At 42.0% G+C, this 25,464-nt stretch carries 21 protein-coding genes and 1 riboswitch; of the genes, 12 read left to right on the top strand and 9 right to left on the bottom strand.

Annotated elements, in window-relative coordinates; genetic code table 11:
- Nucleotides 1-4 precede the first annotated feature (4 nt).
- On the top strand, nt 5-2,311 hold the full coding sequence (locus H8B21_RS08180; protein ID WP_190313298.1) for a WG repeat-containing protein: 2,307 nt from the start codon (nt 5-7) through the stop codon (nt 2,309-2,311).
- A 1-nt stretch (nt 2,312) separates the two neighbouring features.
- A complete protein-coding gene (locus H8B21_RS08175; protein ID WP_190313297.1) occupies nt 2,313-4,799 on the top strand; it encodes a WG repeat-containing protein in 2,487 nt (828 codons plus the stop codon).
- A gap of 357 nt (nt 4,800-5,156) precedes the next feature.
- On the opposite strand, the gene H8B21_RS08170 is transcribed toward H8B21_RS08175, so the two are convergent.
- The 7 genes from H8B21_RS08170 to H8B21_RS08140 form a co-directional block, all read right to left on the bottom strand.
- Entirely contained in the window at nt 5,157-5,735 is a 579-nt protein-coding gene (locus tag H8B21_RS08170) for a YceI family protein (protein WP_190313296.1), read from the bottom strand.
- 28 nt (nt 5,736-5,763) lie between these two features.
- Entirely contained in the window at nt 5,764-6,486 is a 723-nt protein-coding gene (locus H8B21_RS08165) for a pirin family protein (protein WP_190313295.1), read from the bottom strand.
- 72 nt (nt 6,487-6,558) lie between these two features.
- Complete coding sequence (locus tag H8B21_RS08160) at nt 6,559-7,860, bottom strand: NAD(P)/FAD-dependent oxidoreductase (RefSeq protein ID WP_190313294.1); 1,302 nt, start codon at nt 7,858-7,860, stop codon at nt 6,559-6,561.
- A gap of 97 nt (nt 7,861-7,957) precedes the next feature.
- Nucleotides 7,958-9,241 carry a histidinol dehydrogenase gene (hisD, locus tag H8B21_RS08155; protein WP_190313293.1) on the bottom strand — a complete coding sequence of 428 codons (1,284 nt, stop codon included), beginning with the start codon at nt 9,239-9,241 and terminating at the stop codon, nt 7,958-7,960.
- Nucleotides 9,241-10,092, bottom strand: coding sequence for an ATP phosphoribosyltransferase (gene hisG, locus H8B21_RS08150; protein WP_190313292.1), 852 nt, complete (start codon nt 10,090-10,092; stop codon nt 9,241-9,243). Before hisG ends, hisD begins: the two co-directional genes overlap by 1 nt.
- Before the next feature lie 193 nt (nt 10,093-10,285).
- On the bottom strand, nt 10,286-11,125 hold the full coding sequence (locus H8B21_RS08145) for a prephenate dehydrogenase (protein ID WP_190313291.1): 840 nt from the start codon (nt 11,123-11,125) through the stop codon (nt 10,286-10,288).
- 25 nt (nt 11,126-11,150) lie between these two features.
- Entirely contained in the window at nt 11,151-12,326 is a 1,176-nt protein-coding gene (locus H8B21_RS08140) for a pyridoxal phosphate-dependent aminotransferase (RefSeq protein WP_190313290.1), read from the bottom strand.
- Between the two features lie 162 nt (nt 12,327-12,488).
- Here H8B21_RS08140 and H8B21_RS08135 point away from each other — a divergent pair, with 162 nt between their 5' ends.
- The 4 genes from H8B21_RS08135 to H8B21_RS08120 all read left to right on the top strand — a co-directional run bounded on the left by H8B21_RS08135 (nt 12,489) and on the right by H8B21_RS08120 (nt 17,183).
- The gene (locus H8B21_RS08135) at nt 12,489-14,321 is read left to right on the top strand and encodes an ABC transporter ATP-binding protein (protein ID WP_190313289.1); all 1,833 of its coding nucleotides are present in this window, start codon (nt 12,489-12,491) and stop codon (nt 14,319-14,321) included.
- 315 nt (nt 14,322-14,636) lie between these two features.
- Entirely contained in the window at nt 14,637-15,830 is a 1,194-nt protein-coding gene (locus H8B21_RS08130) for a radical SAM protein (RefSeq protein WP_190313288.1), read from the top strand.
- A gap of 10 nt (nt 15,831-15,840) precedes the next feature.
- Complete coding sequence (locus H8B21_RS08125) at nt 15,841-16,458, top strand: histidine phosphatase family protein (RefSeq protein WP_190313287.1); 618 nt, start codon at nt 15,841-15,843, stop codon at nt 16,456-16,458.
- Nucleotides 16,458-17,183 carry a menaquinone biosynthetic enzyme MqnA/MqnD family protein gene (locus tag H8B21_RS08120; RefSeq protein WP_190313286.1) on the top strand — a complete coding sequence of 242 codons (726 nt, stop codon included), beginning with the start codon at nt 16,458-16,460 and terminating at the stop codon, nt 17,181-17,183. Before H8B21_RS08125 ends, H8B21_RS08120 begins: the two co-directional genes overlap by 1 nt.
- Nucleotides 17,184-17,239: 56 nt before the next feature.
- Here H8B21_RS08120 and H8B21_RS08115 read toward each other — a convergent pair whose 3' ends face one another.
- Both H8B21_RS08115 and H8B21_RS08110 read right to left on the bottom strand, forming a co-directional pair.
- A complete protein-coding gene (locus tag H8B21_RS08115; protein ID WP_190313285.1) occupies nt 17,240-18,457 on the bottom strand; it encodes a chloride channel protein in 1,218 nt (405 codons plus the stop codon).
- A gap of 36 nt (nt 18,458-18,493) precedes the next feature.
- Nucleotides 18,494-18,555, bottom strand: a riboswitch (Fluoride riboswitch).
- A gap of 109 nt (nt 18,556-18,664) precedes the next feature.
- Nucleotides 18,665-19,519 carry a helix-turn-helix domain-containing protein gene (locus H8B21_RS08110; RefSeq protein ID WP_190313284.1) on the bottom strand — a complete coding sequence of 285 codons (855 nt, stop codon included), beginning with the start codon at nt 19,517-19,519 and terminating at the stop codon, nt 18,665-18,667.
- A gap of 137 nt (nt 19,520-19,656) precedes the next feature.
- Between H8B21_RS08110 and fucP the strand changes: the two genes are divergently transcribed.
- The 6 genes from fucP to H8B21_RS08080 are packed head-to-tail and all read left to right on the top strand — an operon-like array spanning nt 19,657 to nt 25,464.
- Nucleotides 19,657-20,910 (top strand): L-fucose:H+ symporter permease, encoded by a 1,254-nt coding sequence (gene fucP / locus H8B21_RS08105; protein WP_190313283.1) that lies wholly within the window; start codon nt 19,657-19,659, stop codon nt 20,908-20,910.
- 53 nt (nt 20,911-20,963) lie between these two features.
- On the top strand, nt 20,964-21,293 hold the full coding sequence (locus tag H8B21_RS08100) for an L-rhamnose mutarotase (protein WP_190313282.1): 330 nt from the start codon (nt 20,964-20,966) through the stop codon (nt 21,291-21,293).
- Nucleotide 21,294: 1 nt separating this feature from the next.
- Entirely contained in the window at nt 21,295-22,959 is a 1,665-nt protein-coding gene (locus tag H8B21_RS08095; RefSeq protein WP_190313281.1) for a UxaA family hydrolase, read from the top strand.
- 30 nt (nt 22,960-22,989) lie between these two features.
- On the top strand, nt 22,990-23,754 hold the full coding sequence (locus H8B21_RS08090; protein ID WP_190313280.1) for an SDR family NAD(P)-dependent oxidoreductase: 765 nt from the start codon (nt 22,990-22,992) through the stop codon (nt 23,752-23,754).
- Nucleotides 23,755-23,789: 35 nt separating this feature from the next.
- Complete coding sequence (locus H8B21_RS08085; RefSeq protein ID WP_190313279.1) at nt 23,790-24,644, top strand: fumarylacetoacetate hydrolase family protein; 855 nt, start codon at nt 23,790-23,792, stop codon at nt 24,642-24,644.
- Complete coding sequence (locus tag H8B21_RS08080; RefSeq protein ID WP_190313278.1) at nt 24,634-25,464, top strand: amidohydrolase family protein; 831 nt, start codon at nt 24,634-24,636, stop codon at nt 25,462-25,464. Before H8B21_RS08085 ends, H8B21_RS08080 begins: the two co-directional genes overlap by 11 nt.

Genomic DNA, 25,464 nt, shown 5'->3' with positions numbered 1-25,464 from the left:
CGAGATGAAACTTCTGTTATCTATAACTCTATTTTTATCCGTTTGCTTGGGGTTTTCTCAAGAACAACAAGTGGTAAGCTCTGTAGCATTCGGCGATTATCTGTCTCCCCTGGTAAAAATAAAAAAACAAGGCCGGGACTATTATTTTCATCCTTTTGCCGGACATACGATAGATAAAGTAGAAGAGCATGCTGCAGATCTATTTGTGGTCATTAAAGACGGGTCGTACGGTGTGTTGAAAGAAGATGGAAACCTCATCGTTCCTTTTGTATACGACAACATCAAGCTGCATGCCGAGTACGACGGGCAATGGTATGAAGGCATTCCTTACAAATATAAATTCATCATTTTAAAAAAGAATGGTAAGGTAGGAGCCGCGAATGAAAACGGCAATATTGTCGTACCGCTCCAGTATCAGGACGCCGAGCCCATCAATAAAAATGTGATCGCCATTGCTGAAGATAATCTTTGGGGCTGGGTATCTGCCCTGGACGGCACCACACTGCAGCAACCAGCCTACGAATACGTGAGTGATTTTTTTAACGACGAGTATGTGGAAGTTAGGAATGGCGAGCTTGCAGGACTGGCGCTTAATAGTGGCGAGCTGATTGTCCCGGTAGAATACGACGGATTCATGCGTTTTCTTCCAAACGGCAAGAACACGCTATTTGAAGGGATTAAAGAAAAGAAGTCTTTTTTATTCAATACATCGGGCAAATTAATATCCTACGGGCATTCGAACTATAAATCGATAGCAGATTCGGATCAGCTGATTTTTAAAGAAAACGACCGATATGGGATACTCGATCCGGAGAAACAACAAGTTGTGGCTGCTCCGGAGTTCGAGATTATAAACGATTTCATACGAGGACTGGCTACGGCAAAGAAAAACGGTAAATATGGCGTAATAGATACCAACGGAAAAGCCGTAACCAGTTTTGAATACGATGAAGTTCGCTTTTTATCGGCGGCAGGCCATAGCAAGTCCTATTCGGCGCCCGTAATCTCGATGACGGCACCAAAGCCGAGTCACAATCAGGACGAGAAGCTTAAAGCGCGCTTGCAACACGAGGTCGAGATGGAACAGCAGCCTTACGTCATCGAGATAAAGAACGGGCAATCGATAGGCGTAGCAGATTGGCAAGGTAAGATCTTCATTGCCCCGGATAAATATCAGGCGGTACGGCCAGTATATTACATGGGCAGCACATTTTTTGAAGTGACGCGAAATGGTAAGTTCGGAATGCTGGATGAAAAGGGGGCGGAGATGGTACCCCCACAGTATGAACACGACCGGTCTTATCAGTTTTCCGCCAATGCAGTAGAATATGAGTATGGCATTTATGGTAGGTTTATTCCACTATCCCGGACAACACAGGCAGATATCACGGGTTTTGATGTAGGATTGTTCGATCTTAAATTAAAGAAGACCGTGATCCAACCAGCCCAGCAGACCATCACGATATTAACGAGCGAATGGATAAAAATCCGAAAGACGCTTCCGGATTATAAATATGAGTTGTACGTCTACGATATCAAGCAGGAAAAACCGATTCCGCTCCCTTCCGACGTGGTAGACTTCGAAATGATCAACAATCGATTTTTGATGCAACAATTGAGGGACGATACGTACCGTCTCACAGATCTGAATGGAAAAAAAGTGTATGATAACCCGCAATGGAGCAGGTTGGGATCTTACCACCTGATTCGGTTTCCGCACGTTAAAGATCTCCGAAACGGCGAGTTTTACCATGGCCTCAAGAAAGTGTATGCCGATGAAGGTAACCTTTTTATCGACGAAAAGGGGATAGAAAAACGCTTCGAGGGCATCGATCAGGTCGATGATTTTTACGAAGGCGTGGCATTAGCAGCTCAAAAAGTGGCGAATGAGGAAGGCAGTTCACGAAACAGATATCTATATGGAGTAGTAGATCTAAAAGGAAACCCTATACTGCCTTTTGAATATGATGAAGTGACGGCGGCAAACGGCAACTCGGAACTGTTACAGGTGCGCAAAGGAGAGCTGTTCGGACTGGTCCGTCGAGACGGGACGCAGGTACTGCCTGCGGTTTATAACTACGTGGAGTCGGTTTTCGACTATCCTAATAGGATTGTAGCCAAAAACGAAAAGTACGGCTTGGTCGATAGCTTGGGCAAAGTGCTGATAGAGCCCATGTATGACGACATACGTAGAAACAGCTACGGTACCGATAAGACATGGCCTCTTCTTGTTCAAGATGGCGAGTGGTATTATTTTGTAGACAGTAACGGACAAAAATCAACTATTAAATCTAAACAGAAACACTATTAGTATGCACGCTTTTCAAATAACCTGTCTATTGCTCGGACTAAGTATATCTGTTGCTAGTGGGCAGGTGGTGTACACGACCCCGCAGGAAAGTACAAATACGATCCTACAACCGTTTGACGGTGGCCTGGCGCGGATACAGGAAAATAATCAGATCGTATACATCAACCGCAAGGGAGAAAAATTGATAATCTCCGAGACTAATGGCGTCATCGTAAACGATCCTGCTGCGATCAAGGCGTACGAGGAGGAGCAAAAAAACGGAAAAGGGTTGCCTAAAAATGTGCTGAAGTACCATGCTGATAGCGGATGCGGCGTGCTATCCCCGACCGGCGAGGTGTTGCTTGTGGCGGCTTATGACGAGGTCGATATCAAATTCCAACAATTCTGGAAGCTCAAGAAAGATAATAAGATAAGCATGTATCTGCCAGACAATACCGTACTGCCGTTTTTTGAGGATATGGGTTATCTGGATGGCGAGTATTTCGATGTCATGCAGGGCGGTAAGTGGTATTTATACCATAAAACCCGACAGAAAATAGTCAGCGGTGCTTACGACAAATTTGATTACTGCGGTGGCTGTTCCATTCCTCCGCGGTACGTATATGCCCAGAAAGGCGGCAAATGGGGCATTATCGACTGGCAGGAGAATGTCCTGATACCGTTTCAGTACGATCATACCCATCATGGTATGCGGGGCGACAACTGGGTCACCTCGTTTTCTAAAGACGGTCATGCGGTCGCGGTAAATATATCCACTCAGGAGGAGTTTTTAAGGGGAGAGGTTATGATGGGCTTGCTCGTAACCACGAAGGAAGGCAAACAGGGGGCATACGGGCAGGATGGGACACTGGTCGTGCCTTTCGAATATGATAACATCACGCCTCCGAATGCCAATCATTACCAGGGCTACCGGGGCAATTATCTGCTTACAACCAAACAGCGTAAGACCGGTGTCATTGATCTTGGCGGTAACGTCATCATCCCCAATGAATACGATGAGCTGATGATATACGATGATTATTTTGTAGGTCGCAAAAACAACATATCCTATCTATTAAATAAAAAACACAAAGTATTTTTTGAGATAGAAAATGGTCAGATAGCTCATTTGTCCGAGACGTTTTACTCCTCGGGAAGTAACGGGATTAATGTATTTAAGTTCCATACAAATGCTTTATATGGATTATATTTTGCAGATTCCGGAAAGACAATATCACCACAATTCTACGAGGTGGAAAGAGCAGATTACGCATTCGATGGTCGGGAAGACCTACCTTACATCCGTGCAGAAAAGCAGGGCGTTTTCAACCTCTTTGATCACAATGGAGAGCCGATTGTTCCGGGCGAATACCAGGCCATATCTGCAGAACGATCTTTTCCGTCATCGTTTATTAAAGTAAAGCGCGACGAACTGACAGGTATCTATGATCGCACTCATCAACGCGAAATTATACCTATCCAATATCGTGATGTAGAGGTTCTGGATAGTCTATGTGGACTCATCATAGCCAAAGACGGCGACTACGATAGCCAACTTATTCATCTTTATGATTTTACAGGCAGCCGACTGATCGATGAAGATTTAAAACAAATCTATCCTGTTACGGATGACACATACCTCATGCAGTATACCGAGGACGGCACTTTCGCCTTGTATCATGGCAAATACCGTACAGTATATAATCTGCCGTACAAAGCGGTTTACGATGTAGGTTCGGACAAAGCGATCTTGGTATCAGATGATTCAAAAACGGGAAAGCTCTATGATATACTGCTATTGGAGGAGTTGTCGGCTACGTATGATATAAGTAATTTCACCTATCGGGATAGGTATGATGACACCGGCGAACAAACTACCCCACGTAAATACCCAATACTCCATCGCTTTATCAATAAAATGGCCATTATAGAAGGCGAACAGGGGGTAGGATATATTAACGAACAGGGCAACGTTATTTTAGAGCCTACATTTGCCAAAGCCGACCCGTTTTCTGCTTCCGGTATCGGATTAGTGGCCAATTATACAGGAGGGTATTATAGACAGATGCGTGCGGGGTATGTTGACACCACCGGTAACTTTATATTCTCCATGGAGGATACGGAAAATCTGGGGGCACTGTTGCCGCACGAGATGATCATGAACGAATTTGTACTCTTGTTCAATACGAAAAACAACAATTGGAATATGGGGCTGGGAAATGTCCGTACGCGGGAGATTGTGATCCCGATCGAATATAGCTTCATTCGTGGTACATTTGACCAAGTGTATTTTTTGTTGCAACAGGGTGATAAGTGGGGGATTGCGGACCGCACTGGTGCGATTATTCTTCCTGCAGTGTATGATGGTATTAAGATTAGCGATGCACTTTTTCGAGGTAGTAAGCCTCAGGATCTATTTCCGGTTCTTATTTCGGAAGGCGGTAAATGGAAATATATGAATGAAGGCGGAACCTATTTGCCGGTAGTTGGCGATTACATTTATGATTAGCTAAGCTATACTATTACACATATCTGCTTCGCTCTTCCTTTATACTTTCTTCGCCCATTGACCGTGTTTTTTAAGGTATTTTACCGTGTAGTTACCGAGCCGCGCACGGTAATTACACGTTGGTGACACGGTAAATATACGGTAAATTGGCGAACAGAGTCCGAATAGAGTCCGAACAGATAGCGAAGGTTCTCCGAACAGGAAGTGAACCGGATAGCGATTTATTTCTCATCCACACCAATTTCAAAATCTTTTCGAACTGCACGCAAAGAAACAAATATGTTTCAGCGTAAATTGAGGTGTAATGAAAGAAGCCCAATTTTTATTGGACTTCTTTCTATATATACATTTGCGGTATTATTTTTTATGGCCAAATTCGCCATCCGCTTTTATCCCTACTTCGTCACTGATCATGGGCGCAGGGAATTTAGATCCTAAGCCGAAATCAGACCGCTTGATCTCACCTGTAATTTGGATACCCGCTACAGGAGCACCGTCAGCATTTGGATTTTGTGTAGTTCCCCGATGTTTCATCGTCATGGTAACAGGTTTCGTAACACCTAATAAGGTGAGATCTCCTTTAAGCGTATACGTATCTTGCCCAGATTTTTCAATAGAAGTGCTTTTAAACGTCATCGTAGGATGTTTTTCAGCATCGAAGAAATCAGCACTTTTTAAATGGTTATCCCTAGGTTCTACTCTCGTGTCTATCGAATTTGTCTGTACAGTCAATTCGATAATAGCATCACTAAAATCTTCTTTAGCCGAAACGATAGATACATCGTACGCGTTAAAATGACCGGGAACATCCGCGATTCCCAAGTGTGTGACCGTAAAGCCTAATTTAGAATGGTACGGGTCTGCCGTCCAAGTTGTCTGGGCAAACAATCCTATCGAAACGAATAGGAATGCGAAAAATAAAGTTAACTTTTTCATTTTATTGATGTTTTTAAATAATTAATTCTTATTGTATCTCCATTGGAACTTCCATTAATAATATCTCTGCATCTGCAGTAGCTTCAAGCGTGAATCTTTCAGTCTCCCACAGTCCGTAACCATCACGTTTGTCTAAAACTTGGTCACCAATCCTCACACTACCGTTAAGAACAAAAATGTATACGCCATTGTTTGCCGGGTCCTTGAGCGTATATTCCGTGCTATTTCCATTCTCGAGCAGGCCAATATGAAACCAGGCATGTTGATGTATCCATACGCCTTGTTCTTCTGGGTTTGGAGAAAGGATTTGTTCTAGCTGATTGGGCTGTTGTTGGTAGTGTAACTTGGCTTGATCGTAGCGTGGATCAACGTTACGTTTATTTGGAAAAACCCAGATTTGAAGGAATTCGGTAGCCTCATTGGACATGTTGTTGAACTCCGAATGGTAAATACCTGTACCGGCACTCATTACCTGGATTTCGCCGGGCTTGATGATGCCCTCATTCCCCATATTGTCGCGGTGCTTCAGTTCCCCTTTCAATGGAATGGAAATTATTTCCATGTTATTATGGGGGTGTTCACCAAACCCTTGGCCACCGTCAACCCGGTCATCATTTAGCACACGCAGGGCACCAAAATGTACACGATCGGGATTATGATACGAAGCAAAACTAAAAGTATGGAAGCTTCTCAGCCATCCATGGTCTGCTTTTCCTCGGGAATCTGCTTTGTGTAAAATTGATTTTGCCATAACTTTATTGTTTGATAACACAAAGTTATGGCAAGCTTATATCTAATTTATTGATGTATGTTAAGAAATGGATTAACCAGGTATGTTGGTCCTTACTTCCTTGTTATCCCGTTTTCGTTCACTACGGATTATGAGTCGGAGGTCGGAGTTGGCAGAATAGAAAGACCATACCCAGTTTCCCAATAATTTCCACCTGTTACGGAAGCCTGCAATAGGGAAGAGGTGAATCAGTAGCCATGTTAGCCAAGCAAAAAAACCGGTAAAAGAAAACTTTGGTAAGTCGGCGACAGCTTTGTAACGTGCTATAATGGCCATACTTCCTTTATCCACATATGAAAACGGTTTTAGCCGTTGTCCTTGATCTTTTGCGATAATGTTCTTTGCCAATAATATCCCCTGTTGAATAGCCACTTGTGCTAATTGTGGGTGTCCATTTGCAAATTTAGAATCCGTATCTTGAAAACAGATGTCGCCGATGGCAAAAATATTATCGTAGCCTTGCACCGCATTAAATTGGTTTACTAATACACGACGACCTCTTCCAAATTTTTCAACGGGTAATCCTGGTAACTCACGGGCGATGACACCGGAAGTCCAGATCAATGTTTTGGTTTTTATCTCCGCGCCATTAGCTAGGAGAACCGTATCATCTACATAATCTTTCACTGCTGTGTTCAAGGTGATATCAACGCCTAATTTTTCTAGAACTTCAAGCGCTTCTTTCTGAGCCACTGTACTCATTGGCCCTAATAAGGCTGGGCCTGCATCTACCAGGTGGATGGTTGGTTTTAAACCCGCTAATTCTGGGTACTCTTTTTTAACAATACGTTCACTCAGTTCTGCAATCATACCCGATACCTCCACGCCAGATGGTCCGCCACCTGCAACGACGATGTTCATGTACGCCTCTCGGTTAGCGTCATCTTTCCGTTGGATATAATCTTCCAAGTTTAGTAATAACTTATTGCGGATAGCTAGCGCATCCGTGATATTCTTCATCGGAAATGCTTTTTTCTTGACATTCTCCATGCCGAAGAAGTTGGTTTCTGTACCCGTAGCCAACACCAAATAATCGTATGGTATATTGCCTGTATCGGTTTCGATGAGGTTGCTCTCCGCATGGATATTCAATAACTTTCCGAGGTGGAAAGAAAATCCTTGGTGCTTTCTGAACATTTTACGGAAAGGCATGCTGATATTAGATGCTTCGATGAAAGCAGTAGCAGCTTGGTAAATTAACGGGGGAAAGAAGTTGTAATTATTGATATCCACTAAGGTCACTTTGTAGACAGGATTTTTTCCTAAAGATTTGATGAAATTTATACCAGCAAATCCGCCACCTACAACGACGATGTGTTTTTTATTATCTGCCATAATAAGCTGTTCGTTTGTATAAGTATTTACCTAACAGTAGATAGAACAAAGCCTTCTGCTCTTTTGTTTGGGAAATGTGCTGCAAAGATAGAAAATATTACCTCCTTATCGTAATAGCGTTTTTATGCGCATGCAATCCTTCCAGTTCTGCTAATGTCTCCACGGTAGAGCCGATATGGAGCAGGCCGTCACGTGAAATGTGCTGAAACGTGATCTTCTTAACAAAAGAGTCTACCGATACACCTGAATAAGACCGAGCGTAGCCTGAGGTGGGCAGCGTATGGTTGGTTCCAGAAGCGTAGTCCCCTGCGCTTTCGGGTGTGAGGTGTCCTAAAAAAACCGAACCCGCATTGGTAATGCGCGGAAGTAAACTTTTCCATTCGTCTGTTTCCAGTATCAAATGTTCCGGAGCATACCGATTGGAAAAATCGAGCGCCTCATGTAAGTCAGTCACCTCAATGGCATATGAATTTTTAAGAGCCATGTTCGCTATCTCTGCGCGAGGTAGCACGTCGAGTTGCTTCTGAAGTTCGTCGTTAACCCGCTGAATGATATCTGCTGATGTGGCTACAAGAACCGCTTGACTATCGGGGCCGTGTTCTGCCTGCGCCAGCAAGTCGGCGGCAACAAATGTAGGCTGGGCGCTATGATCGGCCACTACCAATACTTCCGAAGGGCCCGCGGGCATATCAATACTAACGTTTACCATGCTCTGCACCATACTTTTTGCTTTGGTGACAAACTGATTTCCCGGGCCAAATATCTTGTCCACCTTCGGTATACTTTCCGTGCCATACGCCATCGCAGCAACGGCTTGTGCACCGCCTACAAGGTATATCTTTTCAATTTTTAGCAGCTGCAAACAGTAGGCGACGAAACCGTTTATCTTTCCAGTTTGTTGCGGCGGTGAACATACCACGATTTCTTTGCAACCGGCAATACGTGCTGGCACGCCGAGCATCAGCAAAGTGCTGGGCAAAACCGCTGATCCTCCAGGGATATATAATCCTACTTTTTCAATGGGGCGTACCTCACGCCAACATGCTACACCGGGCATTGTTTCAACGACCCGCTCTCTACGGAGTTGGCTACTGTGAAATTTATGGATGTTTTGAAAGGCAATTTCCAATGCACGCTGTTGGTCGCGTGTAATGGTTGAGGCCAATGCTTGGATATCCTCTTTTTCTAAATAAAGCTTTTCAAGGGCTACTTTATCGAACTTTAATGCAAGTTCTCGGAGCGATTGATCGCCACGTTGGCGGACATCATCAATGATTTGCGATACAGCGTTTTGAATGGCATGTGTAGCATCGGTATTGCGCGTAACCAATTGTTCGATATCTACTGCGGTTAAACTGTTAAATGAATACTGTTGTAACATTATAGTATTATTTTTTCGATTGGCATGACCACAATACCTTGTGCGCCTGCGGCTTTCAATTTATTGATTTTGTCCCAGAAATCATCTTCGGGAATAACGGTGTGAACGGCGACCCAACCTTCTTCTGCAAGAGGGACGACTGTTGGACTTTTTACACCCGGCAACAACGCTGTTATTTGCGGTAGGTTATTTTTTTCCACATTTAATACAACGTATTTCGTTTCTTTCGCACGTAATACAGACTGTACGCGTTGCAACAGCTCACAAAGAATAGGATTTTCTGTCAAGCCCTCACGACCTATAAGAATAGCTTCGGAACGGCGTACATCTGCAAAGGGTTTAAGCCCGTTGCTTTTTAGCGTGCCCCCGGTAGAAACAATATCGCAGATGGCGTCACTTAAACCTAAACCGGGCGCTATCTCTACAGAACCCGAAATTTGCCGTATCTCAGCTGATAGATTATGTTCGGCCAAAAACTCCTGCAGAATGTTAGGGTAGGTGGTCGCTATCGCTTTGCCTTGTAGATCTTTGAGTTCCTGTATATCGGAGTCTTTAGGAATTCCGATCTTTAATGTACAACGACCAAAACCGAGCCTTTGCAAATACGTCACCTTCTCTTGAGATTCATCAATAACGTTCTCTCCGACAATACCTAAATCTGCAATACCTTGGGCAACATATCCGGGAATATCATCATCGCGTAGGAACAATATTTCAAGGTTGAAATTATTGACCGTGGTGATCAGGGAACTTTTATAGTTTTCAAAATCAAGTCCACAATTTTTAAGCAACTGAACTGATTTTTCATTTAATCTACCCGATTTTTGGATAGCGATTTTAAGATTCTTCAAAATGTAGGATTTTTAATGTTTATTACTATTAATAAAAGAAAGATAACTCGGGGTTTTTGCTTCACGTAGAAACACATTACATTACATATCGCCAAAATGGCGATGATGGAAATGGATGTGATGTGTAAACAAATAAGTCATTTTTATTAATAATGCAACAAAAATATACTTTTGTTGTGTGTTTTGCAAATAATTATTTAATGATCCTTTTTATTTTATTGGATTTCTTTATTAGTTTATGTAATCCTTCGTAATCTTCTTTATCTAATTTTGTATATAGATTTTGCAGTTGTTTAATATGCTCTTCCAATACTTCTAATACATTCTCACGGTTTTGTTTAAAGATAGGCGTCCACATGTCGGGAGATGATTTTGCCAGACGAACAGTGGATTCGAATCCAGAGCCTGCAAGTTCAAAAATACGTCCCTGTGATTTTTCTTTTTCCAAAACAGTCAATGCAAGTGCGAAAGAAGTAAGGTGGGAGATATGCGATACATAAGCCGTATGCATGTCGTGTTCCTCGGCGGTCATGAATGTTGTTTTCATTTCCAGTTGTTCCGTCAGCGCATCGGCTAGCTCAAAAGCGTCTTCATCTGTTTTGAATGCTTCCACATACACCATCACCTTATCTTTATATAGATTGGGAATGGCGGCTTCCGGTCCCGAATATTCTGTACCCGCCATCGGGTGGGCTGCGATATACCGCCCACGGTTAGGATGATCTGCTATCAAACGTAAAATGTTTGTTTTTGTAGATCCCATGTCAATAACCACTTGATTGGTCACCTTGTCTAAAATGCTTGGTAGCATGTGCATGATCGCATCTACAGGTACAGTCAAGACAATAATTCGGCTGGATGCAATAGCGTCATCTAGTGATTGGATTTCATCAACGAGTCCCAGCTGCAAAGCTTTTTTTGCGTTGGCCTCGTTCTTCTCTACACCGATTATCTTTTTCGCGAATTGGGTTTCTTTTAAACGGATGCCGATAGACCCGCCAATTAATCCAACGCCGACAATAGTTATGTTCATTTTTTGTGATTCCAATTTTTAATTCCTAATGCTTATTCTTTGTTCCGGATGCTTTTATCCGTTCGATAGCTTGATCGAATACTTCCTCTTTTGCACACAGGCTGATACGGATATACTGTTCGCCTGCGCTACCGAATATTCCGCCAGGTGTAATGAATACATGTGATTGATGCAGGATATCATCACTTAATGTATATCCGTCTGTATACTTGCCGGGAACTTTTGCCCAAACGAAAAGTCCGACTTGAGCACGATTATAGTCACATGCCAATATATCCATGATATGAAAAACCTTTTCCCGTCTTTTTGCATAAACAGCATTAAGTTCGGAATACCAGGAGGGATCCAGTCGGAGCGCCGTTGCCGCAGCCAATTGGAGTGGTAGAAACATCCCCGAATCCATATTGCTTTTAAAACGCAAGATTTCGTTGATACGGCTTTCGTCAGCTATCAGCATGCCAATGCGCCAACCCGCCATATTAGATGATTTGCTCAAAGAGTTCAGTTCAATAGCAACGTCTTTCGCTCCTGGCACAGCCATTAAGCTGAGCGGCTTATCATTTAATATGAAGCTGTAAGGATTGTCGTGGCAAATCAATATATTATGTTTCTTGCCGAAAGCTACAACTCGTTCAAACAATTCCATAGTAGCGGATGCTCCGGTAGGCATATGAGGATAGTTAATCCACATCATTTTCACTTTACTTAAATCGCTTTTTTCCAGCGTCTCAAAATCAGGTTGCCAATTATTTTCGGCAATTAATTCGTAAGAGATTGCTGTCGCGCCGCTTACTCTTACCGCGCTTGTATAAGCCGGATAGCCTGGATTGGGGATCAATACCTCATCACCTTCTTGTAAATACGTCATACAGATATGCACGATGCCTTCTTTTGAACCAATAAGGGGGAGGATCTCTGTTTGCGGGTTTAAATTTACACTATAATAGCGTTGATACCAATCGGCCATAGCTTCTCGAAGAATCGCGGCTCCTCTATAACTTTGATAGCCGTGTGTATGGTTTTTACTTGCTTCTTCGCTTAAAACACGTAGTACATCTGGATGTGGCGGCAGATCGGGACTCCCGATACCTAAGTTAATCACCTGTGCCCCGTGCTTATTCATCTCGTCAATTTCCCGCAACTTTTTGGAGAAGTAATACTCCTCTGTATGTTGTAGTCTATGGGCAACTTCTATGTGCATATTAATAAATTTGAAATTTAGCGCCTAAATTACAGATTTAATGCAATAAAGAATCGCATTTAATAGGAAAATATCAAAACATTGCAACAATAGGGTTATGTTGATGCTTTTAGATTAGGTAAAACGTATTTGTTTGTTACTTTTGTAGTCTTAATATAGTACATGAAGACATACTTTAGACTGTTATCTTTTGCAAAACCTATCGGGAAATATGCTGTTCCTTATATTATCTGTACCATTATTACGGTGGTTTTCGGTACACTTAACCTTGCTTTATTAGCTCCGTTATTGCAGGTATTGTTTAAAGGGACAGGCAATGTGGATGTGAATCCTGCAGATACCCCGATAAAGCCAGATGGCTACGATATGGGAGATTGGTTTATGTATTTGGCGGATAAATTGTATTATGATATTGGCCCGTACGAAGCCTTAAAATATGTCTGTATCGTTATTGTCACATCTGTATTTATCAGTAATCTATTTCGTTACCTGTCACAGCGGGTAATGGAAAATTTGCGAATCCATACACTTTTAAATTTACGTAAGGCGGTCTTCAATAATGTGATGGATCTCCACGTAGGTTTTTTTACAAACAGCAGGAAAGGGGACGTGATGTCAAAAATAGCATCGGATGTACAAGTGGTACAGTTTTCTGTAACATCGACCTTGCAAGTTGCTTTTAAAGAGCCCTTACAGCTTATTGCGTATATAGTGGTTCTATTCAGTTTTTCTGCTAAATTGACCCTATTTTCAATAGCGGTTATTCCCGTTTCAGCCTTTTTAATCTCTTTAATTGTGAAAAGATTGCGTGAACAGGCCCGGGAAGCGCAGCAGTCTTACGCGAACATGATTTCGTATTTGGACGAGGCACTTTCAGGCGTGAAAATCATCAAAGCATTTAACGCTATTCCATTTGTCAAAGACCGTTTTAACGGGGAAAGTGAGCATTATTCGAAGATACTGCGGAGAATGGTGCGTAGACAGCAAATGAGTTCACCTGTTTCCGAATTGCTTGGTGTAGTGATGGTGGCGGTTATTTTATTGTATGGAGGGAATTTAGTCCTAACCGGACAGGGGGAGTTGTCCGCATCTGAGTTTATAGCTTATATCGGTATTTTCTCACAAGTGATGCGTCCGGCGAAAGCTTTGACAGAATCTTTTTCAAGTATCCACAATGGTATCGCAGCGGGCGAACGTGTATTGGAACTTATCGATGAACGTAACGCAGTAATCGATAAACCTGATGCAAGGCCGGTACATGGTTTTAACCATGAGATAGCGTTTAAAGATGTGAATTTTGCGTATGGTGAAAAACAGATTTTGCGTAATATTAATATCGAGATACCGAAGGGCAAAACAATTGCTTTGGTTGGGCCGTCCGGAGGTGGGAAATCGACGTTGGTTGATTTGATTCCGAGGTTTATGGACGTGACCGGAGGGGCTATCGTGGTAGATGGCGTCGATGTGCGTGACCTTCAACAGGAATCGTTACGGACATTGATCGGCACTGTCAATCAGGAAACGGTATTGTTCAACGATACCATATTTAATAACATTGCTTTTGCTCAACCGAGCGCGACAATGGAAGAAGTGGAACATGCAGCACGCATTGCGAATGCGCACGATTTCATCTTGAAAACAGAAAATGGTTACGAAACAAATATCGGTGACCGTGGAGCTAAATTATCCGGCGGTCAGCGGCAACGTATATGTATCGCCCGGGCGGTACTGCGGAATCCTCCGATTATGTTATTGGACGAGGCAACCTCTGCATTAGATACGGAATCAGAAAAATTAGTGCAGGACTCGCTCTATAAACTGATGGAGAATAGAACAACTGTGGTTATTGCCCACCGTTTAAGTACGATTCAAAATGCAGATAATATTGTAGTGATTGAAAATGGACAGGTTGTGGAACAGGGTAACCATCACGATCTCATTGCAAAAGACGGGCTATATAAACGGTTGATTGATATGCAGCAATTTATTGATTAGTTTTTTAACTTCTTTTTCCCCGTGAAAAAGAAGCAAAAACCTCGTCACTTCGAATGTTTTACATTTGGAATAGTACTAAGGATGAATTTGTACAGTTGTAAAACATTCGGATGCGACTGTTAATGTTAAGAGGGGGATTGTGCAATTGTATTATCTCATCCTTAACCTTTCAATGCCACATATAAAATTTTGAAATATGTAGAAATTTGATGGATGCACTATCCACCCCATCAAAATTTTAAAGTGGCGAGTTTTTTTGTATACTTTTTTGCGGTAAAAAAAGTATAAAACAATAAATTTGTTTAGGAGGCAGAAATGAACGCAACGGAGAAACTTAATTTTTTAATTCAAGATAACAACTTAGATACCGAATTAAAACATATCGCCCAAAAGGTGCTTCAAAGTGAGCGGGTGAGTTTTGAGGAAGGAGTTCTATTATATGAACGCGGAGAACTGGGTTATTTAGGTGTACTAGCTAACTATATCCGTGAAAAAAACCACGGCGACTATACCTACTTCAACAGAAATTTTCACATCGAACCGACCAACGTATGTGTATACGATTGTAAGTTTTGTGCCTATTCCCGTTTGATCAAGGAAAGGGAACAAGGATGGGAAATGGATGTCTCAGGTATGATGGACGTCGTAAAAAAGTACGACGATGAACCTGTTACCGAGGTACATATTACAGGTGGTGTCGTGCCGAAGCAGAACTTAGATTTCTATGCTGACTTTTTTCGGCAGTGCAAAGCACATCGTCCTGATTTACATATCAAAGGACTTACTCCGGTAGAGTATTACTACATATTCAAGAAAGCAAAAATGAGCCACTACGATGGCTTAAAATATCTACAAGAATGTGGACTTGACTCGATGCCGGGAGGTGGGGCGGAAATTTTCCACCCGGAAGTCCGTGAGAAAATAGCAGGTGACAAGTGTACGGCTGAACAATGGTTGGATATTCATGAGCAAGCGCATAGTTTAGGAATGCGTACTAACGCTACGATGTTGTATGGGCATATCGAAGAATTTTGGCATCGTGTAGACCACATGGAGCGATTACGTGAATTGCAGGACAAGACTGGAGGTTTCCAGGCATTTATCCCGTTAAAGTTCCGTAATCAAGGTCATCAAATGTCACACGTTCCAGAAGTATCGGTGGTGGAAGACCTAAGAAACTATGCGGTAGCGCGAATTTATATGGATAATTTCGATCATATCAAAGCTTATTGGGCGATGATTTCCAGAGATACTGCACAGCTTTCTTTGGCATTCGGTGTGGATGATATCGATGGCACATTAGATGATACTACTAAAATCTATTCCATGGCGGGTGCAGAAGAACAGCATCCGGCAATGAGCACTCGCCAGCTAGTCGAGCTTATTAAGCAGGTAGACAGGCATCCAATCGAACGCGATACATTATATAAAATCGTGACTGATTATAAAGATGTTGTTTTTGACGAGGCAAATAAACCAAATTATTATTCGTTACCCGTAGTAGAATAACAGTTAGACATTGAGAAAGACATTTTATTTTATCCGACACGGACAGACAGATTTAAATTTAAAAGGGATTGTTCAAGGGAGAGGTATAGATTCTCCGCTGAATGAAACAGGACATAAGCAGGCACAGGCTTTTTATGAAGCTTTTAACCATGTCCCTTTTGATAAAATATATACATCCACCTTGTTGCGGACGAAACAAACTGTTCGACCTTTTTTGGAACAAGGTATACCGAGTGAAGAATTGATCGGTCTGGATGAAATTTCGTGGGGGATTTATGAAGGGAAAGAGCAGGACGAAACGATTATGACAGGCTTTGAAGAAGTAGTCAGTTCTTGGAGGGATGGAAACTTAGATTTAAGCATCGAGCTCGGGGAGTCCCCCAACCAGCTTGTAGCCCGCCAACAAGAGGCAATATCTTATATGTTGCAGCAGAAATACGAAGAAACTTTATTAGTGTGTATGCACGGTCGGGCAATGCGTATCATGCTCTGTCATTTAACAGGTGTTCCCGTATGCTTAATGGATGATTTCCCGCATACCAATACAGCGCTTTATGTTTTGGAATATAATGGTAGTTATTTTGAAATAGTTGATCATTATAACGTTAAACATCTAGAAAATCTATAATGGATAAAATAGCGATATCTGCTGTTTCTTATACGAACACACTTCCTTTTTTGAATGGTATAAGAAACTCGGATGTAATAAATGCGATAGACCTCTCCGTAGACTACCCCAGTGAATGTGCGCGAAAGGTTATAGATAATGAGGTGGATATGGGGATTATTCCTATTGCCGCTCTAGCTAAGCTCTCTAATTACCATATTATTGGTGATTACTGTATTGGAAGTGACGGTGCGGTAGATTCCGTGTTTATTTTTTCCAATAAACCGATTGAGGAAATCAAAACGCTGCTGTTGGATAAACAGTCTAGAACCTCCAATGGATTGGCACAAATTCTATTGAAGCATTACTGGAAAAAAGATATAGAAGTGTTGACAGAAGGAGAGGCGGATGCTTATGTATTAATTGGTGACCGTACATTTGGCAAAAAAAACAAAGTACCTTTTGCATACGATATGGGGTATTATTGGAAAGATATGACAGGTTTGCCTTTTGCTTTCGCTGTATGGGTTTCGAATAAAGAATTGCCTGAAGATTTTCAAGAAGCATTCAACCATGCCCTGGCGAAGGGTGTGGCACGTCCAGAGGATGTTATCCCAGGGTTGCCTGTGTATGAGGGTTTCGATTACCACACGTATTTGACGGAGAGTCTTGATTTTCATCTGACCGTGGATAAAAGAAAAGCGATCGATCTGTATTTAGAGTTGTATGCTAAGCTGAAAATATAATGTGTCTTTGGAACAGCAGCTTCCCAAATAGCAAAGTTTTAAATCTCGTTGTGAACCTAAAAAAGCTTAAAGTTTTTAATTCTTTGCGCACTATAGATACCTTTTTTTCCGGAGCTTACATAGCTAATCAGGCAGGTTATCAAGAAAAACAGACCGTATTGCCAACCAAATAACTCCATGGCCATTACTGTACACGCAATAGGTGTTTTTGTGCAGCCAGCAAACACCGAAACAAAACCGGTAGCGGCTAGGAGTGCCAAGGGAAGGGGGATTAAAGGCGCTAATGCATTGCCTAAGGTAGCACCAATGAAAAACAGCGGCGTGACTTCCCCTCCTTTGAAGCCCGCGCTCAAAGTCAGTGCAGTCAATCCTATTTTGATAAGGAAATCTGTTGTAGGAAGAGGTTGCTGAAAGGCAGCAATAATTGTGGGGATACCGAGCCCTATATGTTTAGTGGACTGTAGGAGAAAGACAGCTAAAATAACTAATATTCCACCAATAAAAGGACGAAGTAAGGGTTGTTTTATTTTTTTGAATCCGTTGTTGAATATATCGCCAGTATAGCGAAATAACATGGATGCTAGTCCAAATAGGCTACCCGCAAGCAATAAATAGGCAACGATAGAAAAAGACCAGGTAGGAACTTCACCAATAGGGGGATAATGGGTGTGTAAATCACCGTAGAGACCACATGCCCAGTTAGAAAGTAATGCTGTTGCTAATATAGCACCTACACCTCGCCAACGTATTCTACCTAACTGCACCATCTCGATCGCGAAGATGGCACCAGCTAATGGAGTTCCAAAAAGTGAGGCAAATCCCCCCGCTATTCCACATAACAAGAGAATACGTCTGTCTTGTTTCCCTAGTGGAACGAACTTGTTGAATTGGGCGGCAACAGTGCCTCCATATTGTACCGCCGTTCCTTCGCGCCCTGCCGAGCCACCGAAAAGATGGGTAATCAAGGTTGCGAGTATGACCATAGGTGCCATTTTCCATGGAACACTGAGTGATGTGGGATAATAATATTCTTCCAGCAAAAGGTTATTCCCTTTTTGTGCATTTTCGCCATACCGCTGATACCACCATACAATGAATACGCCTGCAAAGGGTAGCAACGATATTATCCAAAGGTGAGTTTCACGGAACAAGGTGACTTCATTTAAGGCATACAGAAATACCGCAGAAAGAGAACCTACCATTCCGGAAATAGCTAATATTAAAAGCAACCACTTAAAGAAAAGGCGTATTAAAAAGGAAACTGATTTTATCATGCTTTATCAATAACTATCTTGTTTGAAGACCATTCAAATAAAGTAGACGTCATCAGCTTTCACGGCGGTTCAGGGCAGACATCATTGCCACGACTAAACAAATGTACTGTTTTCCGATAAACTTACAAAATATCTTTTTTTGAGTACGTTCTGTAGGTGATTACAAAATTTGTGTAATCTTTCGTTAACTTTAGACGTCGCTGCATATTATTGAATTGCTTCCCGATATGCCGATGGTGTAGAACCCGCAATGGATTTGAAAATCTTATGAAAACTAACGAAATTATGGAAACCGCACTCGAAACATATTTCCTTAATGGGTGCGTTGCCTTCGGATAATAGTTTACAAGCATGTCCTATTCGAAGTTCGTTAACGAATTCAATTAGTGTTTTTCCGGTGCGTTGTTTAAAGTAGCGACAAAAAGAGTTAGACGTCATTCCGGCTATATGAGCAATTTCGTCAAGATGAATCTTAGCCTTATAATGTAAACGAATATAGTCCAATATCTTGTTCATACGAAGATAGTCACCTTGTTGTTGTGGAGTCGTGTAGTTGGCGCTTACCAATGTGGTCGGCGTATGCAAAGTTGCTGTATAATCGAGTATGTCAAGAAGCATAATGAGCCGTTTGGTAGGCATTTGGGTAGATAGATTTTCAAAGAAATGGATAAGGTACGCGTCATCCGGCGGAAATAAAATAGCCCGTTTGGCCAACCGATAAACTTGCTTGACAGTAACCGCTTCTGGTAATCCTAAAAAATCAGAACCAATAAAATCTGGTTTAAAATGGACGGCATGAATGCTGGCTACATTTGGGGAATCTATTTTCATATATTCTTCATCAAAAAGCCAGTAATGTGGTGTTTTAGATCCTATTAAAACGATAAAATTATCAGCGAACTGTTGTATGCAATCACCTACAAAAAACGTCCCTTTTCCTTGTTTGATATAGATAAACTCTAACTCTTCATGGTAATGCCATACATTGTGGTTTTGTGGTGTATTATCATGCCGAATTGCAATAGAACTTGGGGTAGACGAAGTATGGTCTAGTCGCTGCATAGAAAAGATATAATTTATTTATTCGTATAAGAGATTAAATTTACATAAAGTGTGTTAATATTGGTTAGTAAATCGGTAAAATAGTTCAATAATGCCGGGGTAATTTATACTAGCTTTACTTTCCAAATATCGTTTCTATGGCACGGGAGAAGAAATATACGCTAGCTATTGCTTTGATAACCTCTTTATTTTTCTTTTGGGGGTTTATCCACAATCTTGACCCTATTCTGATTCCGCATTTGCGAAATGCATTCAGTTTGACGCATTTTCAGGCGTCTTTGGTGGACTCAGCTGTTTTTATTGCTTACTTTTTGTTAGCTATTCCTGCGGGTTACATTATGAAACGCTTTGGATATAAGATAGGTATCACTGTAGGTTTGCTTGTTTTTGCGTTGGGATGTTTTCTTTTTGTGCCCGCAGCGAATAAGATTAACTACTATTTCTTTTTGGGCGCCTTGTTTGTTGTATCTTGTGGCCTTGCTATATTGGAGACGGCAGCGAACCCTTATATCACCGTATTGGGGGATCCCGAAAAAGCGACTCAACGGCTTAATTTTGCACAATCTTTCAACGGTTTGGCTGCATTTATTGCGCCTATTGTTGGAGGTAAATTTATTCTAACGGAAGAACCGAAATCAGCTGAAGAGATTGCCGCCTTGAGTGAACAGGCGAGAAATGCATATATACAAGCAGAAACTGCTTCCGTAAAAGGACCTTACTTCGTGTTGGGATTGATTCTGCTATTGGTAACTGTCTTTTTTATTTTTACAAAATTACCCGAAATCAAAGAAGAAGATGATGGTAATGGATCACGGGGTGTGTTTGGTTCGCTACGGCACAAAAATGTCTCTTGGGCAGTAATAGCACAATTTTTCTATATCGGTGCACAGGTTTGTATATTAAGCTTTTTAGTTATGTACGCTACGGAGGTCTCAGGTATAGCTCCTACGCAAGCAAGTTATTACGCCGGTGTTGCGGGGCTTGCCTTTATGCTTGGAAGATTTATTGGAACATTCTTTATGAGATATATAGAGCCACTTAAGTTGCTGTTGATATACGCATTGATTTCCATGTGCTTAACCTTATATGTAATTTATGGTAATGGGATAGGAACCTTATACGCCATGATTGGTATTGCTTTTTTTATGTCTATTATGTTTCCGACGATTTTTGCCGTAGGTGTAGAAGGTATTGGTGCGGATACGAAATCAGCTTCCAGCTTGATTGTCATGTCGATTGTAGGTGGGGCTGCACTGCCCCCCGTGTTGGGTTTGGTGTCAGATTGGACCGGAAATTTCCAGCTAGCGTATTATGTAGTGTTTGTTTGCTTTGTCGTAGTGGCGCTGTTCGCTTGGAATAACAAAGGAGCAAGAATAAAAGAACAAGGATAAAGGATAATAAGTGACGGATCCCAAGAGGTCCATCTTTAAACTAGAAATAAAAAATGAGGAGATACGCATTAGCACTAGATCTGGTTGAAGATCCGAAATTGATAGCGGAATATGAAGCTTATCACCAAGCGGTATGGCCTGAAATCCGCGCATCGATAAAAGATGCAGGTATTGATGATATGGCAATATATCTATTTGGAAATAGGCTGTTTATGATTATGGACGTAAATAATACATTTAGCTTTGAAAAGAAAAACGAAATGGATGTAACCAACGCGAAAGTGCAGGAGTGGGAGGCACTGATGTGGAAATATCAACAAGCTATCCCCGGCGCTAAACCAGGGGAAAAATGGGTATTGATGGAGAAAATTTTTGAGTTGTAAAATGGATAGGGAGCGGTTATCATATTTACAAATACATCCGAAGGACAACGTATTAGTGGCATTACGGGATTTGCCGAAAGGATTTAAGGTGGAGTTAGGTGAACAGCGATTCTTTTTACGGGAGGCTGTCCGCGCGAAACATAAATTCACGATTTATCCGCTGGAAAAAGATGCTGATATATTAATGTATGGTGTTTTAGTTGGCAAGATGAACTATGGAGTGCTGGAAGGCGCGTTAATCACCACAGATAATTTGCGTCATGCTTCCGATGATTTTAAACTGGGTAACAGAAAATTATATTGGGAGAAACCCGATGTATCGGCCTTTGAAGGACGTACTTTTAATGGATTCCATCGTAGTAATGGTACAGTTGGAACGGCTAATCATTGGCTGGTTATTCCATTGGTGTTTTGTGAGAATAGGAATGTGCTGACCCTAAAATCAGCACTGGAAGAGAAATTAGGCTATCAGGTAGAGTCAAAGGACTATTCCGACGAAGTGGAAGAATTAATTGTGCGCTATCAGGCGGGTGCTTCTGTGGATGAATTGTTGGCCGTAGACCTTTCGTCAGCGAAAATCCGTAAAGGGAAAAACCGTTTGTTTCCAAATGTAGATGGTGTCAAGTTTTTAAATCATGATATGGGCTGTGGAGGTACACGGATGGATTCGGATGCGCTATGTGGATTGCTTGCGGGATATATTACACACCCGAATGTCGCTGGTGCTACTATTTTAAGCCTTGGTTGCCAGCACGCACAAGCCTCTATATTGCGGGATGAAATTAAAAAGCGGGATGCTAAATTTGATAAACTGTTGTATATTTTTGAGCAACAATTGGAAGGTACGGAACAGGGGTTGATGCAAAAGGCTATTAAAGCGACTTTCGCCGGGTTGACGAAAGCAAATAAACAGATCCGCCAGCCGGCAGCTTTAGATAAATTATGTATCGGATTAGAATGTGGGGGTTCGGATGGATTTTCGGGTATTTCGGCCAATCCAGCTTTAGGATATGTATCGGATATGTTAGTGACAATGGGAGGTTCGGTTATTTTAGCAGAGTTTCCAGAGCTTTGCGGTGTGGAGCAGGAACTGAGTGACAGATGTGTTGATGAGGTGACTGCCGAGAAATTTATGCATTTGATGAAGACATATAATGCGAAAGCAGAAGCAGATGGTTCCGGTTTTTATATGAATCCGTCACCGGGAAATATTCGCGATGGATTGATTACGGATGCAATAAAGTCTGCAGGTGCCGCAAAGAAGGGAGGAAACTCCCCTGTAACTACAGTAGTAGACTATCCCGAGGTGGTGAACGCACCGGGACTAAACCTGTTATGTACACCGGGCAACGATGTGGAAAGTACAACGGCGGAGGTGGCAGCAGGGGCGAATATCGTGCTTTTTACAACCGGATTGGGGACACCAACAGGAAACCCTATTGTACCCGTTATTAAACTCTCTACGAATACCAAAACATTTGAAAAGATGCCCGATATTATCGATATCAACTGTGGGACGATTATCGATGGGGAGGAAACCATTCAAGAAACAGCACATCGGATATTGGAATATGTGATTAGGGTGGCGAGCGGAGAAGAACAACCGAAAGCTGTCCAATTAGGACAGGATGATTTTATTCCTTGGAGAAGAGGAGTATCGTTGTAAATTAATATGGAAATTAACACTTAAAATAATATGTCAAAGCTAAATAACAAAGTAGCAATTATTACGGGAGGTGGCAGTGGTATAGGAAAAGCTATAGCAGAACTTTTTGCCCACGAGGGAGCTTATGTACACATAGTTGATTTAAATGCCGAGGTGGCTCAACCTGTTGTCGATGGTATTATATCAATGGGGGGGCAAGCCAAATTACATACGTGTAATGTTGCAGAGCAAGCCGATATACTACGTGTAGTAGAAAGCATTGGGAGAGTAGATGTTTTGGTTAACAATGCCGGCATCGCGCACGTCGGTAATTTGGAAAAATGTTCGACGGAAGACTTCGAACGTGTATTTAATGTAAACGTAAAAGGAGCATACAATGCACTTTACGCCGTAGTGCCTGTCATGAAAGCGAATGGAGGGGGAGCAATCTTGAATTTAGCATCTATTGCAGCGGTGGTAGGTATCAGTGATCGATTTGCTTACTCTATGAGCAAAGGTGCGATCTATGCGATGAGTATGTCAGTAGCTCGGGATTACATGGCGGACAATATCCGTTCTAACTCTATTTCTCCGGCGAGGGTACACACGCCTTTTGTGGACGGTTTTATTGCTAAAAACTATCCCGGGCAGGAAGCAGAAATGTTTGAGAAGCTTTCCAAATCCCAACCCATAGGCAGAATGGCAAAACCGGAAGAAATCGCTAAATTAGCGTTGTTTCTGTGTTCCGATGACGCGGGCTTTATAACAGGGAACGATTACCCGATCGATGGTGGATTTATTAAATTGAATAATTAATTACAAATATCTAAATACTTAATACTGAAATAAAAATGAAATTAATACGATTCGGAGAATTTGGAAGAGAAAAAATTGGCGTACAAATCGATGGTATAAATTATGATGCGTCCGCTTTCGGTGGAGATTACAATGAGCAATTTTTTGCTGAAAATGGTTTAGCGAGATTAGATGAGTTTGTAAAAGCAAATGAAGGTAAGTTGACAGAGATACCGTCGGATACACGCTTAGGTGCTCCTTTTGCCCGTCCTTCTAAAATTGTTTGTATAGGTTTGAATTACAAGGATCATGCGGAGGAAACTGGAGCAGCGATACCAAGCGAACCGATTATCTTCATGAAATCGACAACTTCATTGGTGGGACCTAACGACCAAATAGTGATCCCTAGAAACTCGGCAAAAACCGATTGGGAAGTAGAATTTGGTATTGTAATAGGGAAAAAGGCCTCTTATGTAGAAGAGGCAGAAGCATTGGATTATGTAGCAGGTTATGTACTGCATAATGATGTGTCGGAACGAGCGTATCAGTTGGAACGTGGAGGCACTTGGGATAAGGGAAAAGGCTGTGATACATTTGCACCGATGGGACCTTATATGACTACAGTTGACGAGATTCCGGATATCAACAACGTACGTCTTTGGTTAAAAGTGAACGGTAAAACATATCAAGACGGTAATACGGCCAATTTGATTTTTTCTGTGCAACATGTCGTATCTTATGTCTCACAATTTATGACCTTGTTACCAGGAGATGTGATTTCAACTGGAACACCGGCAGGTGTTGGGTTAGGTTTTAATCCGCCGATTTACCTCAAAGCCGGAGATGTAGTCGAATTGGGAGCAGATTATTTGGGCGAATCACGCCAGGAGGTTGTTGCTTATGCGTATTGATTCACATCAGCACTTTTGGATATTCAATGCCGATCGGGATGCTTGGATAACCGATGATATGGAAGCCATTCGGCAGAATTTTTTGCCGATCGATTTGGCGGCAGTGCTCAAAACGAGCGGGATAGACGGCACAATCGCTGTACAGGCCTCGCAATCACACGAAGAAACACAATTCTTGGTAGATTTGTCGACTATGTATGCGATGATCAAAGGGGTTGTCGGATGGGTGGATCTGCAATCAGAAGACATAGAGAAACATTTAGAGAGCTTTAGCCGATACAATATTATCAAGGGATTCAGGCACGTAATAGAGGGGGAAGAAGATCCCGATTTTTTAATCCGTCCGGCGTTCCTACGAGGGATTAAGGCATTGACAGCACGTCAGTATACATATGATTTATTGATCCGTCCGAGACATTACAATAGCACGTTAGCCTGTGTGGAGCAAAATCCAGAACAACGTTTCGTGTTAGACCATATGGCAAAACCAGCTATACGAACGAAAGAATTTGATGAATGGGCAACGTTTATCGAGAAATTGGCCGTATTCCCGAACGTATACTGTAAGATTTCGGGGTTGGTGACAGAAGCGGATTGGAATAATTGGGTCGTCGATGATTTCAAACCTTATATACAGCATGTCATAACTTGCTTTGGAAAACAGCGTGTCATGTTTGGGACGGATTGGCCAGTTTGCCTTGTCGCTGCTACGTATGAAGAAGTAATGAAGATCGTTGAGACGGGGTTGGAAGATTTTTCCGAAGAAGAATTAGATGCTTTTTGGGGAGGAAATGCCGTTCGATTTTATGGGATAAAGTAA

This window comes from Sphingobacterium chuzhouense (assembly GCF_014692525.1).
Taxonomy (GTDB): Bacteria; Bacteroidota; Bacteroidia; order Sphingobacteriales; family Sphingobacteriaceae; genus Sphingobacterium; species Sphingobacterium chuzhouense.
The sequence above is the reverse complement of the archived record's forward strand: the minus strand, read 5'-3'. Positions and strand labels throughout refer to the sequence as shown.

Coding starts and splice junctions, on each gene's coding strand:
- H8B21_RS08180 (WP_190313298.1), top strand. CDS start 5: ATGAAACTTCTGTTATCTATAACTCTATTTTTATCCGTTTGCTTGGGG.
- H8B21_RS08175 (WP_190313297.1), top strand. CDS start 2,313: ATGCACGCTTTTCAAATAACCTGTCTATTGCTCGGACTAAGTATATCT.
- H8B21_RS08170 (WP_190313296.1), bottom strand. CDS start 5,735: ATGAAAAAGTTAACTTTATTTTTCGCATTCCTATTCGTTTCGATAGGA.
- H8B21_RS08165 (WP_190313295.1), bottom strand. CDS start 6,486: ATGGCAAAATCAATTTTACACAAAGCAGATTCCCGAGGAAAAGCAGAC.
- H8B21_RS08160 (WP_190313294.1), bottom strand. CDS start 7,860: ATGGCAGATAATAAAAAACACATCGTCGTTGTAGGTGGCGGATTTGCT.
- hisD (WP_190313293.1), bottom strand. CDS start 9,241: ATGTTACAACAGTATTCATTTAACAGTTTAACCGCAGTAGATATCGAA.
- H8B21_RS08145 (WP_190313291.1), bottom strand. CDS start 11,125: ATGAACATAACTATTGTCGGCGTTGGATTAATTGGCGGGTCTATCGGC.
- H8B21_RS08140 (WP_190313290.1), bottom strand. CDS start 12,326: ATGCACATAGAAGTTGCCCATAGACTACAACATACAGAGGAGTATTAC.
- H8B21_RS08135 (WP_190313289.1), top strand. CDS start 12,489: ATGAAGACATACTTTAGACTGTTATCTTTTGCAAAACCTATCGGGAAA.
- H8B21_RS08130 (WP_190313288.1), top strand. CDS start 14,637: ATGAACGCAACGGAGAAACTTAATTTTTTAATTCAAGATAACAACTTA.
- H8B21_RS08120 (WP_190313286.1), top strand. CDS start 16,458: ATGGATAAAATAGCGATATCTGCTGTTTCTTATACGAACACACTTCCT.
- H8B21_RS08115 (WP_190313285.1), bottom strand. CDS start 18,457: ATGATAAAATCAGTTTCCTTTTTAATACGCCTTTTCTTTAAGTGGTTG.
- H8B21_RS08110 (WP_190313284.1), bottom strand. CDS start 19,519: ATGCAGCGACTAGACCATACTTCGTCTACCCCAAGTTCTATTGCAATT.
- fucP (WP_190313283.1), top strand. CDS start 19,657: ATGGCACGGGAGAAGAAATATACGCTAGCTATTGCTTTGATAACCTCT.
- H8B21_RS08100 (WP_190313282.1), top strand. CDS start 20,964: ATGAGGAGATACGCATTAGCACTAGATCTGGTTGAAGATCCGAAATTG.
- H8B21_RS08095 (WP_190313281.1), top strand. CDS start 21,295: ATGGATAGGGAGCGGTTATCATATTTACAAATACATCCGAAGGACAAC.
- H8B21_RS08090 (WP_190313280.1), top strand. CDS start 22,990: ATGTCAAAGCTAAATAACAAAGTAGCAATTATTACGGGAGGTGGCAGT.
- H8B21_RS08085 (WP_190313279.1), top strand. CDS start 23,790: ATGAAATTAATACGATTCGGAGAATTTGGAAGAGAAAAAATTGGCGTA.
- H8B21_RS08080 (WP_190313278.1), top strand. CDS start 24,634: ATGCGTATTGATTCACATCAGCACTTTTGGATATTCAATGCCGATCGG.